Origin of the sequence: Streptomyces sp. NPDC058650 (genome assembly GCF_042717315.1) — a bacterium.
Classification (GTDB): Bacteria; Actinomycetota; Actinomycetes; order Streptomycetales; family Streptomycetaceae; genus Streptomyces.
In genome coordinates, this window is record NZ_JBHXRL010000001.1 from 616,572 (window position 1) to 631,775 (window position 15,204).

The window sequence follows — 15,204 nt, forward strand, 5'->3', positions numbered from 1 at the left end:
GCCACCTCACTGACCTAACAGGTGGTCTCACGATCAGCCTTAACGTGGGGGAACCATGCGTTTTACAGCACGAGGGACTGTCCTCCCGGTGTTCGCTCTGGCTCTGCTTAACAGCTTGGCGTATCCGGCCAACGCTGCAAACGAGGAGCCTGAGCCCATATCAACTCCGGTAGAGGCGGTGGAGGAGGCCGCGCCCGCGGACGGCACGTTGGCGCAGTTGCCGGAGACATCGACCAATGGGGAGACCGGCTCGCAGGCGTGTGACAACCCCCGTCGCAACTGGATCGAGATCACCTCAAAGACCCCCGTCCACATGCCGACCAAGTGGGCAGGGACGTCCTTCAAGGACGGGCCCGGAGGCATCATGGTGGTCAAGGTCGAGAAATCGGGGACGCTCAAGGCGGAGGTCACCGGGGCCGCGGAGGCAGAAGTCGGCGCCGTCATCGCCAAGGCCAAGACCTCGGTGTCGGTCACAATTGGCGCTGAGGTTGGGATCACTCTGGGACACGAGTACCGCAGGAACGTGACCAACAACAAGTACGGTCATCTTCAGTACGGCTCCTGGGGATACTCCGTAAAGTGGGCCAAGTACGAGACCAGCGCGGATCGATGCGGCAAGAAGCTCATCAAGAGCGGAACCGCGAAGCTGCCCTCCTCGGAGGTCGGGTGGCGCTACTGGGAGACGAGCTCGTGACGACACTGCGCAAGCCACTAACCGCGGGGGCGACCCTCGCTCTCGTCACCCTCCTGGCGGCCGGCTGCACCGACGGTGCAACACCCTCGGGTTCCCCGTCGGCATCGGCGACGGGGAAGCCCACTGTGACGCCGTCGCCCCAAGGGGAAAGCGAGGAAGACCAGGGCAAGCGCGCCAAGGCCGCACTGGAGGTTGTCTCGCCGGATGAGCCGGAATTCGTGGAATCCGGGCTGGAGCGGGTTCGGGACGGCGTGCACAGTCTCTCCCCGCTCAGGAAGGGCAAGGCCTACAAGCTCTCCGTGGCTTGCGTCGGCACAGGGACCGTGAAGGTCGTCATTGCGGACAAGCCGCCCCAGTCCGTGCCGTGTGACGGAGTGCCGGCAGGGCAGCGCGTCGAGAATGCCCCAGCACAGTTGTCGATCGACATCAGCGCGGCGGCTGGAGCCACAGGGATGGTCGCTTGGCAGATCATCTCCATTCCTTCCTGACAGCGACACTTCGATGGGTCCTGTCCACCCGCAGAAACGATGGACGGGACCCATCCGCCGTTAAAATCACAGCTCGACGCTTCCTTCATGTTTCCCTTGCGATATCGAGACCCATGACTGAATGCCTGTTCTTCAGCGGCTCTGGATTTTCCGCTTCAAGAAGGCGGAGGAGTGGGCGAAGGCTCGGCCGGACGATTGCTTTGCGGGCTACCTGGTGACCGCCCGGCGTGCCACAGACGTGCCAGAAGGTGCGGCTACTCGCGGTCAATGAAGAAGCTGGCGGAGCCGGCTTCCGGCCCGGCCGCTGTACAACGGATCAGAAGGTTGCAGGTTCGAATCCTGCCGAGTGCACATGAGTGAGAGGCCCCGGACGAGAGTCCGGGGCCTCTTGCGTTGGGGTGGGGCTAGGTCTGATGATCGTTCTTTCTCTTCATCAGTGGGGGTTGGGACATGGCGCTCTTCGGGAACGCGCACGCGATCGATCCGGCGCAGGCGCAGCAGGACTTCGCGCGGCTGCTCGGGCAGGGGGAGCAGGTGCACGCCGCGTACCTGCTGATCCGCGACACGATCTTCTTCACCGACCGGCGCCTGGTGCTCGTCGACAAGCAGGGCATCACCGGCAAGAAGGTCGAGTACCACTCGATCCCGTACCGGAGCATCACGCACTTCGCCGTCGAGACCGCCGGCACCTTCGACCTCGACGCCGAGCTGAAGATCTGGATCTCGGGCAACGCCATGCCCGTCCAGAAGACCTTCACCAAGGGCGTCGACATCTACGAGGTGCAGGCGATCCTTACGCAGTTCGTCGCGAAGTAGGCGATGCCCGCGAAGTCGGCGAAGTGAGGAGGAAGGCCCTCGGGAATCTCGGGGGTCTTCCCCTTTTGGGTGAACCTGTCTGATTTGCATGTCAGTTGAATATGCCCTCGGCCTAGCTTGCGAGGCGGAGGTGATGATCGATGGATGCGATCGACATCGATGACATGGTGTACGTCGCCACCGGGGCGCGTCTTCGGCGGCTGACCGCGCCGGACGGGACGCACTGGTTCCCGGTCGTGGACGTGGCGAAGCGGCTCGGGTACGCGGGGACGCGGGAGGCGCTGCGGACGGTGGTGCTGCCCGAAGGGTGCCTGGCGGGGGCGGGGGAGCTCGCCGGGAGTGCCGCGATACTCGCCCTCAGCGGCGTCAGGTCCTCGGCGCGGATGGTGAACGTTCCGGGGCTCGTCCAGCTCGTGGGCGCGTGCCGGAGACCGGAGGCCGGGCCGTTCCGGGCGTGGGTCGCGGAGGTCGTGACGGCGGTCCAGCGGGACGGCGGCTACGGGCTCGAACCCTCGCCGGTCCGCGCAGGGTTCCTCCTGCCGCCGGACCTCGTCGACGCGCTCGTACGGCTGGAGGGCGAGTTCGACGAGCAGGCCGCCGTGCACGCCGCGTACGACGAGTACACCGACCGCGCGGAGCTGCTCCGCGAGACACGCGAGAACCTCGCAAGGGCCGCCGACTCCCTTGCGCGTCTCGCGGTGCCCCGGCAGCGCACCGGCGCCGCCGTCGTCGCGCTCACCCCGCACCAGCTCGTCGAGTCCTGGGCCATCACCGGCGACACCCGGACCGTCGCCTGCTGTCTCGCGCCCGCGCTCGTGCGGGGCGGGGTCCGCTATCGGCCCCAGGACGTCACCCTCCGGACCGGTCTGTCCGGCGAGCGCGTCCACGACTGCGTCCGGATCCTTCTGGAGCGCGGCTGCATGCGTGAAGTGGGTGTTCCGGACCCCGACGGTGCCCGGATCTACGTCCTGCCCTGAGCCGCATTCTCTTCCCCGTCCCCGTCCCCGGCCCGGGGGTGGGGACCGGATGTGGCGGAGACTGGATGCCACAGCAGGGTAGGGAGGCGTGGGCCGGTGGAGTGGTGGTGTCGGGGGCTCGGGTGGAGTGGTGGGGTGCCCGGGTTGCGGTGGCGGGGTGGGAGGGTCAGCGCCCTCGGCCATGGGCAAGTGCTTGCCTTTCGGGCCGTCGGGGTGCGTCGGTGTCCCGGGGCCCGGGACAATCCCTGCCCCCTGGAGGCCGTCGTGTCCGGGCGGGCCACCGGCGGGCGGTGCGCCGAGTGTGCGCGGCTCGACCGGGCGCACTCGGTCGCGGCGGACACCCTGCTGGACGATCCGCAGCCGTACCGCGTCTATCTCGCCTGGTTCGGGCCCGGGATGACCAAGGTCGGGATCACCGCCGAGGCCCGTGGCGAGGCCCGGCTCCTGGAGCAGGGGGCGGTCGCCTTCAGCTGGCTCGGGCGGGGGCCACTCATGGCCGCGCGCCGGACCGAGGAAGTGCTGCGGCAGGCGCTCGGCGTCCCCGACCGGATCGCGTACGAGCGGAAGCGGGCCGTACGGCACGCCCTGCCCCCCGTCGAGGACCGTGCCCGGGAGGTCCAGGAGCTGCACCAGCGCGCGCGGGCGGTCGGTGGGTGGACGGAGACCCTGGAGCCGCTGGACTTCGTCGCCCGCGACCATGCCGGGGCCTTCCACCTCGACGGGCTGCCGCCGCTCGGCGGGACGGTCACCGAGCTCGTCGACGGTGGTGTCGTCACCGGGCGGCTGCTCGCCGCCGCCGGTCCGGATCTGCACCTGCTCGATCCCGGCGGGCGTTGCGTCGTCCTCGACACCCGGCTCATGGGGGGATGGGCCCTCCGGGCGGCTGGGGAACGAGAGGCATTCTCGGTGCCGGTGGCTTCCTTGGTCGTCGCGGAGCCCGAGAGTGCTCAGGGCGAGCTCTTCTGACGCTTCGTAAAGTCTTGGATCCCTTTGGCCTGCGACCGTGGACAGCCCGGCCCGGTCCCGACGAGGGTGATCACATGACCCAGAAGCTGGTGGCTGGCCTGGAACCGCCCTACTACACCGCCCTGTTCACGTCCGTTCGTCCCGACGCGCCCGAGGGCTACGCCGAGACCTCCTCCCGCATGCAGGAGATCGTCAAGGACATCCCCGGGTTCCTCGGCTACGAGTACGCCCGCACCCCCGGCGGCATCGGCATCACCGTCGCCTACTTCCGCGACCTCGACTCCCTCGACGCCTGGCGCCTCGACACCGAGCACCAGGCCGCCAAGGCGTACGGGCGGGAGCACTGGTACGAGAGCTACAGCGTCCACATCGGCAAAGTCGAACGGAGTTACAGCTTTGAGCGGGAGTAGCGAGAGCGACGACATCCGGGCAATAGTCGCGCGGCTCGGGATTCCCGGGCTCGTCGATGTGCACACGCACTTCATGCCGCAGAACGTCCTCGATAAGGTCTGGGCCTACTTCGACTCCGCCGGCCCCCTGACGGGCCTGGAGTGGCCCATCACCTACCGCGAGGAGGAGGACCGCCGGCTCGCGATCCTGCGCGGGTTCGGGGCCGTCGCCTTCACCGCGATGCTCTACCCGCACAAGCCCGGCATGGCCGCCTGGCTGAACGCCTGGGCCGCCGACTTCGCCGCCCGCACCCCCGACTGTCTGCACACCGCGACCTTCTTTCCCGAGCCGGGCGCCGACGCGTACGTCCACGAGGCTCTCGACGCCGGCGCCCGCGTCTTCAAGGTCCACCTCCAGGTCGGCGGGTTCGACCCGACGGACCCGCTGCTCGACACCGTGTGGGGAACCCTCGCCGAGAGCGGTACGCCCGCCGTCGTCCACTGCGGCTCCGGTCCCACTCCGGGGAATTTCACCGGCCCGGAGCCCATGGGGCGGCTGCTCGCCCGCCACCCCCGGCTGCGCGTGATCGTCGCGCACATGGGGATGCCCGAGTACGGCGAGTTCCTCGCCATGGCCGAGCGGTACGAGGGCGTCTGCCTCGACACCACCATGGCCTTCACCGACTTCAGCGAGCGGCTCGCGCCCTTCCCGACGGCGGAGCTCGGGCGGCTCGCCGACCTCGGTGACCGCATCCTCCTCGGCTCCGACTTCCCGAACATCCCCTACCCGTACGTCCACCAGCTCCACGCCCTCGAACGCCTCGGGCTCGGGGACGACTGGATGCGGCGCGTCCTGTACGAGAACGGCGCCGCGTTGTTTCACGTGAAACACCCCTGAGGCCGCCCGAGGTCCTTTCTCAGGGAATTCACAGGCAAGGGAAAGAGGGCTCTCAGCGGCGGTGGAGAGCGTGTGCCCATGACCGTCACCACACGCCGCCCCGGCACCCGCGCCGACATGCTCCGTGCCGACGGCACCGCCGTCCGCGTCCTCGTCGTCGACGACGAGGCCTCGCTCGCCGAGCTCCTCTCCATGGCCCTCCGCTACGAGGGCTGGCAGGTGCGAAGCGCCGGCGACGGCGCCGCCGCCCTGCGTTCCGTACGCGAGTTCCGGCCCGACGCCGTGATCCTCGACGTGATGCTCCCCGACGCCGACGGGCTCAGCCTGCTCGGCTCGATCCGGCGCGAGCTCCCGGACGTTCCGGTCCTCTTCCTGACGGCGAAGGACGCCGTCGAGGACCGGATCGCCGGGCTCACCGCCGGCGGCGACGACTACGTCACCAAGCCCTTCAGCCTGGAGGAGGTGGTCGCCCGGCTGCGCGGCCTCATCCGCCGGTCCGGCGCCGCACAGGCGCGCAGTGAATCGCTGCTCGCCGTCGGGGACCTCACCCTCGACGAGGACAGCCACGAGGTCACCCGGGGCGGGGACTCGATCCACCTCACCGCCACCGAGTTCGAGCTGCTGCGCTACCTCATGCGCAATCCGCGCCGGGTGCTCAGCAAGGCGCAGATCCTCGACCGCGTCTGGTCGTACGACTTCGGCGGCCAGGCCAACGTCGTCGAGCTCTACATCTCCTACCTCCGCCGGAAGATCGACGCGGGCCGTGCGCCGATGATCCACACCCGTCGCGGGGCCGGGTACCTCATCAAGCCGGGGGAGTAGCGCCCGTGCCCGTACGACGTCGGCGGCCGTGGTCGCTGCGCACCCGGCTGGTCGTCTCGGCGGTCGCGCTGATCGCGGTCGTCGCGGCCGTGATCGGGACGGTGACGACCATCGCCTTCCGCTCGTACCTGTACGACCAGGCCGACGAGCAGCTGAACAGCGTCTCGATGCGGGCTTCGGGCCCGCCGGTCGCCAGGGGTTCCCTCCCCGGCATGCCCGACCCGGGCCTGGTGAAGGACCGGCTCGCCTTCGTCCAAGGGCCCGGCGCCCCGATCGGCACCCTCGGCGCCGACCTGGTGGACGGCGAGATGACCACGGCCGGGTACTCGGCGGAGGCCGCGTCCGAGGACGCCGGGGAGTTCGGGCGGAACGTCCGGACCACGGCGCTCGACGCGGCCCAGCGGGCCGCGCTCGCCGCCGTCCCCCGCGACAGCGAGCCGCACACCGTCGAACTGCCCGGCGGCCTCGGGTCCTACCGGGTCGAGTACGCCTCCGGGGAACGTGGCTCGTTCCTCACCGGCATCCCGCTCACCGAGGTCGAGGACGCCCTCTCCACCCTTGTCCTCGTCGAGCTGAGCGTCACCGGCGCCGGGCTCGTCGCGGCCTCCATCGCCGGGACCGTGCTGGTCCGGGTGGCGCTGCGCCCGCTGCGGCGGGTCGCCACCACCGCCGGCCAGGTCGCCCAGCTCCCGCTGCACAGCGGCGAGGTGGCGCTCCATCAGCGGGTCCCGGAGACGGAGGCCGATGCGCGGACCGAGGTCGGCCAGGTCGGCGCGGCCATCAACCGGATGCTCGACCACGTCCACTCGGCCCTCGACGCCCGTCAGCAGAGCGAGACCCGGGTCCGGCAGTTCGTCGCGGACGCCAGCCACGAGCTGCGGACCCCGCTCGCCTCGATCCGGGGGTACGCGGAGCTGACCCGGCGCGGCCGGGAGGAGTGCGGGCCCGACACCCGGCACGCGCTGGGCCGGATCGAGTCCGAGGCGACCCGGATGACGGGGCTCGTGGAGGACCTCCTGCTGCTCGCGCGGCTCGACGCCGGACGCCCGCTCTCGTACGAGAGCACCGATGCCGTCCCCCTCGTGGTGGACGCCGTGAGCGACGCCCGTGCCGCAGGGCCCGAGCACCACTGGCGCCTCGAACTGCCCGCGGACGGCGAGGCCGTGACCGTACGGGCCGACGGCGCCCGCCTCCAGCAGGTGCTCGTCAACCTCCTCGCCAACGCCCGGACCCACACCCCGCCCGGCACGCAGGTCACCGCCCGCGTCCGGTCGGACGGGCCGAGCGCGCTCGTGGACATCGAGGACGACGGGCCCGGCATCCCGCCCGGGCTCCTGCCCTCCGTCTTCGAGCGGTTCGCGCGCGGCGACGCCTCCCGCTCCCGGCACGCCGGCTCCACCGGCCTCGGCCTCGCCATCGTGCGCGCGGTCACCCTCGCCCACGGCGGCGACGTGAGCGTCGTGAGCGCCCCCGGCCGGACCGTCTTCACCGTCCGGCTGCCTGCTGAGAAGGACGCACAGCGGGACTCACAGCGAGGGCACAGGCTCGTCACACAGCCGTGACAGCGGCCCCCGCGAGTGTCGTCGGCATGCGAACCCCAACGATCGCGGGCCCCGCGTCCGGGACTCCCGGCGCCCTACCCGCCCGGGAGCACCTGCCGGTGAGCGTCGCCGGAAGGCCCGTCCTGGACGTGGTGATTCCCGTCTACAACGAGGAGAAGGACCTGGAGCCGTGCGTCCGCCGGCTCCACGAACACCTCCTCCGGACCTTCCCGTACGGCTTCCGCATCACCGTCGCCGACAACGCCTCCACCGACACGACGCCGGCCGTCGCCGCGGCCCTCGCCGACGAGGTGCCCGAGGTCCGCTCCGTACGGCTTGAACAGAAGGGGCGCGGCCGGGCGCTGCGGACGGTCTGGTCCGCCTCGGACGCGCCCGTCCTCGCCTACATGGACGTCGACCTGTCGACCGACCTGAACGCGCTGCTCCCGCTGGTCGCGCCGCTCATCTCGGGCCACTCGGACCTGGCGATCGGCTCCCGGCTGGCCCGCTCCTCGCGGGTGGTGCGCGGGCCGAAGCGGGAGTTCATCTCCCGGGCGTACAACCTCATCCTGCGCGGCTCGCTCGCCGCCCGCTTCTCCGACGCCCAGTGCGGGTTCAAGGCGATACGGCGGGACGTCGCCGAGCGGCTCCTCCCGATGGTCGAGGACACCGGCTGGTTCTTCGACACCGAGATGCTGGTCCTTGCCGAGCGGGCCGGGCTCCGTATCCACGAGGTGCCGGTCGACTGGGTCGACGACCCCGACTCGACCGTGCACATCGTGAAGACGGCCACCGACGACCTCAGGGGCGTGTGGCGGGTCGGGCGGGCCCTGGCGACCGGCTCGCTGCCCCTCGACCGGCTGGCCCGGCCCTTCGGGGACGACCCCAGGGACCGTGACCTCAGCGGAGTGCCGGGCGGTCTCGCGCGCCAGCTCGTCGGCTTCTGCGTGGTCGGCGCGCTGTCCACGCTCTTCTACGTCGCGCTGTACTCGGCCTTCCGGCTCGGCGTCGGCCCGCAGCTCGCCAACGCCGGCGCCCTGCTCGTCTCGGCCGTCGCCAACACGGCGGCCAACCGGCGCCTCACCTTCGGCGTCCGGGGCCGGGACCGGGCCGTCCGCCACCAGGCGCAGGGGCTCGTGGTCTTCGCCATCGGCCTGGCCCTGACGAGCGGTTCACTCGCCGCACTGGGCGCGGCGACCGGCGATCCGGCGCACTCCACGGAGCTCGCCGTCCTGATCGTCGCCAATCTCGCCGCGACCGTCCTGCGCTTCCTCCTCTTCCGGCTCTGGGTCTTCCCCGAGCGGACCACCCCGCAGACCTCCTCAAGGAACGCCCGATGACCACCATGTCCACCGCGGCCCACGCCGCGCCGTCCCGTGGCGGCCCTCTCGCCCGGCTCTGGCGCGGGCGCGCCGAGGACGCCTCCTGGGTCCGGCCCGCCTTCCTCGGCCTGCTCGCCGTGACCACCGCGCTCTACCTCTGGAACCTGAGCGCCTCCGGCTACGCCAACTCCTTCTACTCGGCGGCCGTCCAGGCGGGCGGCGAGAGCTGGAAGGCCTTCTTCTTCGGCTCCCTCGACGCGGCCAACGCCATCACCGTCGACAAGCCCCCGGCCGCCCTCTGGCCGATGGCGCTCTCCGTCCGCCTCTTCGGCCTCGGCTCCTGGCAGATCCTGGTGCCCGAGGTGCTGATGGGCGTGGCCACGGTCGCCGTGCTGTACGCGGCCGTCCGGCGCCGGTTCAGCGCGGGCGCGGGGCTGATCGCGGGCGCGGTGCTCGCGCTGACGCCCGTCGCCGCGCTGATGTTCCGCTTCAACAACCCGGACGCGCTGCTCGCGCTGCTCATGACGGTCGCGGTGTACTGCCTGCTGCGCGCCCTGGAGCAGGAGAAGGGCGCGGCGAAGTGGTTGGTCTGGGCTGGGGTGGCCTTCGGGTTCGCGTTCCTCGCGAAGACCCTCCAGGCCTTCCTGATCCTGCCGCCGCTCGCGCTCGTCTACGGAGTGTGCGCGCCGGGCGCGATCGGCCGCCGCATCGGCCGTCTGGCCCTCGCCGGACTCGCGATGGTCGTGTCGGCGGGCTGGTGGGTGGCCCTGGTCGAGCTGTGGCCCGCGGCCTCCCGCCCGTACGTCGGAGGCTCGCAGAACAACAGCTTCCTTGAGCTGACCTTCGGCTACAACGGCCTCGGCCGGATCAACGGCAACGAGACCGGCAGCGTCGGCGGCGGCGGCCGCGGCGGTGGCCAGCGCGGCGGCTGGGGCGAGACCGGGATCGGCCGGATGTTCAATGACGCGGTCGGCGGTCAGATCTCCTGGCTGCTCCCGGCGGCGCTGGTCCTGCTCGTCGCGGGGCTCGTCGTCACCTGGCGGGCGCCCCGGACGGACACGGCGCGCTCGGCGTTCCTGGTGTGGGGCGGCTCGCTGCTGATCACGCTCGCCGTCTTCAGCTTCATGGCCGGCATCTTCCACGAGTACTACACGGTGGCCCTGGCCCCGTACGTCGCGGCGCTCGTCGGCATGGGTGCGGCGGTGCTCTGGGAGGAGCGCACGCGGTGGCTCGCCTCGGCGGCCCTCGCGGTGACGGTCGCGGCGACGGCGGTGTGGGCCTGGACGCTCCTCGGCCGTACGCCGGACTGGCTGCCGTGGCTGCGCTGGGCGGTCCTGGCGGCGGGCGCGGTGGCCGCGCTCGGGCTGCTGTTCGCCGGGCGGATCGACCGCCGGTTCGGGCTCGCGGTGGCGGGCCTCGGCCTGGCGGCGGGGCTCGCGGGCCCGTTCGCGTACACCCTGGAGACACTGGGCTCCGGACACCAGGGCTCGATCGTCACGGCGGGCCCGTCGGGCGGCGCCATGGGCGGCCGGGGCCCGGGCGGCCCTGGCGGCCGGATGTTCGAGATGGGTGCGATGCCACAGGGCGGCCAGGGCCAGGGCCAGGGCCAGATGCCCGACGGCCAGGGCGGCGGCCAGGGCCAGATGCCCGGCGGCACCGGCGGCGGCACCCCGCCCCAGGGAACGCCGCAAGGCATGCCCCAGGGCGCGACCCGTGGTGAAGGCGGCCCCGGCGGCGGTGGCATGGGCGGTGGCGGCGGCATGGGCGGTCTCCTCAACGGCGCCAGCGTCGGTACGGAGGCGAAGGCCGCGCTCCTCGCGGACGCCGACGCGTACACCTGGGTCGCGGCCACGGTCGGCGCCCAGAACGCGGCCAGCTACCAGCTCGCCACCGAGAAGCCCGTGATGGCGATCGGCGGCTTCAACGGCAGCGACCCGTCCCCGACGCTCGCCCAGTTCCAGCAGTACGTCGCCGAGGGGAAGATCCACTACTTCATCGGCGGCAGCGAAGCCGGCGGCAGCGAAGCCGGTGGCAGCGAAGGCGGCACGGGCGAAGGCACCACCGGCCGCATGGGCGGCGGCGGTCCCGCCGGAAACTCGGAGATCTCCACCTGGGTCGCGGAGACCTTCGAGAAGGTCACGATCGGCGGTGCCACCTTCTACGACCTGACTGCGACGAAGTAATCGCTATACAGCGTACGAGAGTCCTTGTACGGTGTACGAGACCCAGTCCCGTACACCGTACAAGGAGTCCTGCCATGACGGCCCCGACCGCCGCGACCGACCAGACAGCCACCGGCGGTCACCCGCAGCGCTGGCTGATCCTCGGTGTCATCTGCCTCGCCCAGCTCACCGTGCTGCTCGACAACACCGTGCTCAGCGTCGCCATCCCCTCGCTGACCTCCGAACTCGACGCGACCACCGCCGACATCCAGTGGATGATCAACGCGTACTCGCTCGTCCAGTCCGGCCTCCTGCTGAGCGCGGGCAACGCCGCCGACCGCTACGGCCGCAAGAAGCTCCTCGCCGCCGGCCTCGTGCTCTTCGGCCTCGGCTCGCTCGCCGCCGGCCTCGCCGACTCCACCACGCAGCTGATCGCCGCCCGTGCGGGCATGGGCGTCGGCGGCGCGCTCCTCATGACCACCACCCTCGCCGTCGTCATGCAGATCTTCGACGACTCCGAGCGCGTCAAGGCCATCGCGCTCTGGTCCACGGTCGCCTCGCTCGGCTTCGCCGGCGGGCCGCTGATCGGCGGCGTGATCCTGAACCACTTCTGGTGGGGAATGATCTTCCTCATCAACATCCCGGTCGCGGTCCTCGCGCTCGTCGCCGTCCTCAAGCTGGTCCCCGAGTCCAAGAACCCGCAGGGCGACCGCCCCGACCTGCTCGGCGCGCTGCTCTCCACGATCGGCATGACGGCCGTCGTGTACGCGATCATCACCGGCCCCGAGCACGGCTGGCTCTCCGCCGAGGTCCTCGTCCCGGCCGTCATCGGCCTCCTCGGCCTCGGCGCCTTCGCGCTGTGGGAGCTCCACACTCCGTACCCGATGCTCGACATGCACTTCTTCCGCAACCAGAAGTTCGTCGGCGCCATCGGCGGCTCGATCCTGGTCGTGTTCGGCATGGGCGGCTCGCTCTTCCTGCTCACCCAGCACCTGCAGTTCGTGCTCGGGTACGAGCCCCTTGAGGCGGGTCTGCGGATGGCGCCGCTCGCGCTGACGATCGTCGCCCTCAACCTGACGGGCATCGGTCCGCGGATCGTCATGAAGCTCGGCACCCCGCCCACCGTCGTCCTCGGCATGACCCTGGTCGCCGGCGGCCTCACCTCGATCTCGCTGCTCGGCGGCGGCACGGACGGCAGCTACTGGGGCATGCTGCTCGGCCTGGTCCTGATGGGCGGCGGCATCGCCGTCTCGTCCCCGGCCATGGCCAACGCGATCATGAGCTCGATCCCGCCGGAGAAGGCGGGCGTGGGCGCCGGCATCAACGGCACCCTCGCCGAGTTCGGCAACGGCCTCGGCGTCGCCGTCCTCGGAGCCGTGCTCAACGCCCGCTTCGCGGCCCTCGTCGCCGTCACCGCGACCTCACTTCCCGCCGCCCTCGCCGCCGCGGGCAGCGAGGCCGAGCGCCAGGAGATCTCCGACGCCTTCGCCTCGGGCCTCCAGACCAGCCAGCTGGTCGGCGCGATCGCCGTCTTCGCCGGCGGTCTGGTCGCCGCGGCCCTGCTCAGGCGGGCCGAGCGGACGGAGGCGGCGGCCGCGCGGGCGGCCGAGGCGGCGGACCGGGTCGAGACCGCTGCTTAGCATGGGGACGGACCGCTGACAGACGGAGGAACGCGATGGTCAAGGCAGCCGAACGGGCCAAGAACCCGGCGCGTTCCAGCGTCTGGCTGGAGGCGAGGGCCCCCCGCAGCGGCGGCGGTCCGGCCGGGCTCGACCGGGACCGGATCGTTGCCGCGGCGATCCGGATTCTCGACGAGGAGGGCCTGGCCGGGCTCTCGATGCGCAAGCTCGCGGCCGCGCTGAACGTCACCGCGATGTCCCTGTACTGGTACGTGGACACCAAGGACGACATCATCGAGTTCGCCATGGACAGCGTGTACGGCGAGTTCGACCTCGCGGCGGTCGAAGCCGCCGACGGCTGGCGGGACATGATCCGGGTGCTCGCCCTGGGATACCGCCGGATGCTGGTCCGCCACCCGTGGATGTCGCCGAGCGCCGGGCAGTACCTGAACATCGGCCCGCACGCGATCGCCGTCGGCGGCAAGATCCAGGAGGCGATGGGGGACACCGGCCTGCCGATCGACCGTCAGCCCAGCGCGACGTCGGCGGTCTTCCAGTTCGTGTACGGCTACGGGACGATCGAGTCCCAGTTCGGGCGGCGTGCGGCGGAGGCCGGGATGTCGCAGGACGACTTCTACGTGGAGTCCGTCAAGGCCTTCCGCGACAACCCGGGCTTCGTGGACGCCATCGAACCCATGGCGGAGATCCTCGACGCGCGGGCCTCGCAAGGCAGCGTCACCGAGATGTGGGACCGGGACTTCGCCTACGCCCTGGACGTCCTGGTCGCCGGCATCGAGGCGATGGTTTCCCGTGAAACCGGAAAATGACGGAGCGGCGGGCCGTCCCCTGCCCGCCGCTCCGTTCCCGACCCGGCCGCGCCTCCGCTCGAAGCGCGGCCGGGAGTCTTTTTACTTGTCGTCAGCCGTCGCCGTGCCGCTCTTCAGGGCGACTTCCTTGATGAACAGGGTCACCACGAAGGCGAGCAGCGCGAACGGCGCCGAGTAGAGGAAGACGTCGCCGACGCCGTGTCCGTACGCGCTCTCCATGACCGTACGGATCGGGCCCGGCAGCTTGTCCATGTCCGGGATCCCGCCGCCCGAGCCGGCCTGGCCCATGGCGCCGGCGGCCTTCGGGCCGAGCTCGGCCAGGCCCTCCTTGACGTAGTCCGTGACCCGGTGGGCCATGACCGCGCCCAGCGCCGAGACGCCGATCGCACCGCCGAGGGAGCGGAAGAAGGTGACGACGGAGGAGGCGGCGCCGAGGTCGGCGGGGTCCACCTGGTTCTGGGTGCAGAGCACGAGGTTCTGCATCATCATGCCGAGGCCGAGGCCGAGGACCGCCATGAAGATCGCGATGTGCCAGTACGTCGTGTCGTAGCGGATCGTGCCGAGCATCCCGAGCCCGCCGGCGGCCAGGGCGCCACCGCTGACCAGCCACGCCTTCCACTTGCCGGTCTTCGTGATGATCATGCCGGAGGCGGTGGACGAGACGAACAGACCCGCGATCATCGGAATGGTGAGGACGCCGGACATCGTCGGCGACTCGTTCCGCGCCAGCTGGAAGTACTGACTGAAGAAGACCGTACCGGCGAACATCGCGACACCCACGAAGAGCGAGGCGAGCGAGGCGAGGGTGATCGTGCGGTTGCGGAAGAGGCGGAGCGGGATGATCGGCTCGCTCGCCTTGGACTCGACGAGCACGAAGATCCCGCCGAGCGCGATCGAGCCGAGCACCATGGCGGCGGTCTGCCAGGACATCCAGTCGTACTTGTCGCCCGCGAAGGTGACCCAGACGAGGAGCAGGGAGACGGCGGCACTGATGAAGAAGGCGCCGGCCCAGTCGACCTTGACCTTGCGCTTCACGACGGGGAGCTTGAGGGTCTTCTGCAGGACGACCAGCGCGATGAACGCGAAGGGCACGCCGACGTAGAAGCACCAGCGCCAGCCGAGCCAGTCGGTGTCGGTGATGACGCCGCCGAGCAGCGGGCCGCCGACGGTGGCGACGGCGAAGGTCGCGCCGAGGTAGCCGCTGTAGCGCCCGCGCTCACGCGGGGCGATCATCGCGGCCAGGATGATCTGGGAGAGGGCGGTCAGACCGCCGACGCCGATGCCCTGGACGACACGGCAGGCGATGAGCATGCCGGTGCTCTGCGAGAGACCGGCGACGACCGAGCCCGCCACGTAGATGATCAGGGCTATCTGGACGAGCAGCTTCTTCGAGAAGAGGTCCGCGAGCTTGCCCCAGAGCGGGGTGGTCGCGGTCATCGAAAGGAGCGCGGCGGTGACCACCCAGGTGTACGCGGACTGGCCGCCGCCCAGGTCGGTGATGATCTGGGGGAGGGCGTTGGAGACGATCGTCGAGGACAGGATGGCGACGAACATGCCGAGCAGCAGGCCGGACAGCGCCTCCATGATCTGCCGGTGCGTCATCGGGGCGCCGCCGGTGGCGGTGTCCCCTTGCTGGGCGCTCCCGCCGCGCACACCGGTGGCAGGTGTGGTGGTAGCCATCAA

At 70.9% G+C, this 15,204-nt stretch carries 14 protein-coding genes; 13 read left to right on the top strand and 1 reads right to left on the bottom strand.

The window, feature by feature from the left end; translation table 11 throughout:
* Nucleotides 1-88: 88 nt before the first annotated feature.
* The 13 genes from ACFWWU_RS02995 to ACFWWU_RS03055 all read left to right on the top strand — a co-directional run bounded on the left by ACFWWU_RS02995 (nucleotide 89) and on the right by ACFWWU_RS03055 (nucleotide 13,521).
* A complete protein-coding gene (locus tag ACFWWU_RS02995; protein ID WP_384138126.1) occupies nucleotides 89-694 on the top strand; it encodes a hypothetical protein in 606 nt (201 codons plus the stop codon).
* Complete coding sequence (locus ACFWWU_RS03000; protein WP_384138128.1) at nucleotides 691-1,182, top strand: hypothetical protein; 492 nt, start codon at nucleotides 691-693, stop codon at nucleotides 1,180-1,182. Before ACFWWU_RS02995 ends, ACFWWU_RS03000 begins: the two co-directional genes overlap by 4 nt.
* A gap of 450 nt (nucleotides 1,183-1,632) precedes the next feature.
* Complete coding sequence (locus ACFWWU_RS03005) at nucleotides 1,633-1,998, top strand: PH domain-containing protein (protein WP_384138130.1); 366 nt, start codon at nucleotides 1,633-1,635, stop codon at nucleotides 1,996-1,998.
* A gap of 140 nt (nucleotides 1,999-2,138) precedes the next feature.
* Complete coding sequence (locus tag ACFWWU_RS03010) at nucleotides 2,139-2,975, top strand: Bro-N domain-containing protein (RefSeq protein ID WP_384138132.1); 837 nt, start codon at nucleotides 2,139-2,141, stop codon at nucleotides 2,973-2,975.
* Between the two features lie 96 nt (nucleotides 2,976-3,071).
* A complete protein-coding gene (locus ACFWWU_RS03015) occupies nucleotides 3,072-3,941 on the top strand; it encodes a DUF2797 domain-containing protein (protein WP_384138134.1) in 870 nt (289 codons plus the stop codon).
* 74 nt (nucleotides 3,942-4,015) lie between these two features.
* A complete protein-coding gene (locus ACFWWU_RS03020) occupies nucleotides 4,016-4,351 on the top strand; it encodes an antibiotic biosynthesis monooxygenase family protein (protein WP_384138136.1) in 336 nt (111 codons plus the stop codon).
* Entirely contained in the window at nucleotides 4,338-5,228 is an 891-nt protein-coding gene (locus ACFWWU_RS03025; RefSeq protein ID WP_384138138.1) for an amidohydrolase family protein, read from the top strand. The genes ACFWWU_RS03020 and ACFWWU_RS03025 overlap by 14 nt, the downstream gene beginning before the upstream one ends.
* 78 nt (nucleotides 5,229-5,306) lie before the next feature.
* Complete coding sequence (locus tag ACFWWU_RS03030; RefSeq protein WP_384138139.1) at nucleotides 5,307-6,050, top strand: response regulator transcription factor; 744 nt, start codon at nucleotides 5,307-5,309, stop codon at nucleotides 6,048-6,050.
* Nucleotides 6,051-6,055: 5 nt separating this feature from the next.
* Nucleotides 6,056-7,612 carry a sensor histidine kinase gene (locus tag ACFWWU_RS03035; RefSeq protein WP_384138141.1) on the top strand — a complete coding sequence of 519 codons (1,557 nt, stop codon included), beginning with the start codon at nucleotides 6,056-6,058 and terminating at the stop codon, nucleotides 7,610-7,612.
* Between the two features lie 26 nt (nucleotides 7,613-7,638).
* Nucleotides 7,639-8,931, top strand: a complete 1,293-nt coding sequence (locus tag ACFWWU_RS03040; RefSeq protein WP_384138143.1) for a glycosyltransferase — start codon at nucleotides 7,639-7,641, stop codon at nucleotides 8,929-8,931.
* Nucleotides 8,928-11,096, top strand: coding sequence for an ArnT family glycosyltransferase (locus ACFWWU_RS03045; protein WP_384138145.1), 2,169 nt, complete (start codon nucleotides 8,928-8,930; stop codon nucleotides 11,094-11,096). The genes ACFWWU_RS03040 and ACFWWU_RS03045 overlap by 4 nt, the downstream gene beginning before the upstream one ends.
* A gap of 74 nt (nucleotides 11,097-11,170) precedes the next feature.
* The gene (locus ACFWWU_RS03050) at nucleotides 11,171-12,715 is read left to right on the top strand and encodes an MFS transporter (RefSeq protein WP_384138146.1); all 1,545 of its coding nucleotides are present in this window, start codon (nucleotides 11,171-11,173) and stop codon (nucleotides 12,713-12,715) included.
* 35 nt (nucleotides 12,716-12,750) lie between these two features.
* A complete protein-coding gene (locus ACFWWU_RS03055) occupies nucleotides 12,751-13,521 on the top strand; it encodes a TetR/AcrR family transcriptional regulator (RefSeq protein ID WP_384138148.1) in 771 nt (256 codons plus the stop codon).
* Between the two features lie 81 nt (nucleotides 13,522-13,602).
* On the opposite strand, the gene ACFWWU_RS03060 is transcribed toward ACFWWU_RS03055, so the two are convergent.
* Complete coding sequence (locus ACFWWU_RS03060) at nucleotides 13,603-15,201, bottom strand: MDR family MFS transporter (RefSeq protein WP_384138149.1); 1,599 nt, start codon at nucleotides 15,199-15,201, stop codon at nucleotides 13,603-13,605.
* Between the last annotated feature and the right edge of the window lie 3 nt (nucleotides 15,202-15,204).

Bases quoted from the DNA above. Each gene is read 5' to 3' on its own strand.
- ACFWWU_RS03040 (WP_384138143.1), top strand. From the start codon at position 7,639: ATGCGAACCCCAACGATCGCGGGCCCCGCGTCCGGGACTCCCGGCGCC.
- ACFWWU_RS03060 (WP_384138149.1), bottom strand. From the start codon at position 15,201: ATGGCTACCACCACACCTGCCACCGGTGTGCGCGGCGGGAGCGCCCAG.
- ACFWWU_RS03045 (WP_384138145.1), top strand. From the start codon at position 8,928: ATGACCACCATGTCCACCGCGGCCCACGCCGCGCCGTCCCGTGGCGGC.
- ACFWWU_RS03030 (WP_384138139.1), top strand. From the start codon at position 5,307: ATGACCGTCACCACACGCCGCCCCGGCACCCGCGCCGACATGCTCCGT.
- ACFWWU_RS03005 (WP_384138130.1), top strand. From the start codon at position 1,633: ATGGCGCTCTTCGGGAACGCGCACGCGATCGATCCGGCGCAGGCGCAG.
- ACFWWU_RS03020 (WP_384138136.1), top strand. From the start codon at position 4,016: ATGACCCAGAAGCTGGTGGCTGGCCTGGAACCGCCCTACTACACCGCC.
- ACFWWU_RS03010 (WP_384138132.1), top strand. From the start codon at position 2,139: ATGGATGCGATCGACATCGATGACATGGTGTACGTCGCCACCGGGGCG.
- ACFWWU_RS03050 (WP_384138146.1), top strand. From the start codon at position 11,171: ATGACGGCCCCGACCGCCGCGACCGACCAGACAGCCACCGGCGGTCAC.
- ACFWWU_RS03055 (WP_384138148.1), top strand. From the start codon at position 12,751: ATGGTCAAGGCAGCCGAACGGGCCAAGAACCCGGCGCGTTCCAGCGTC.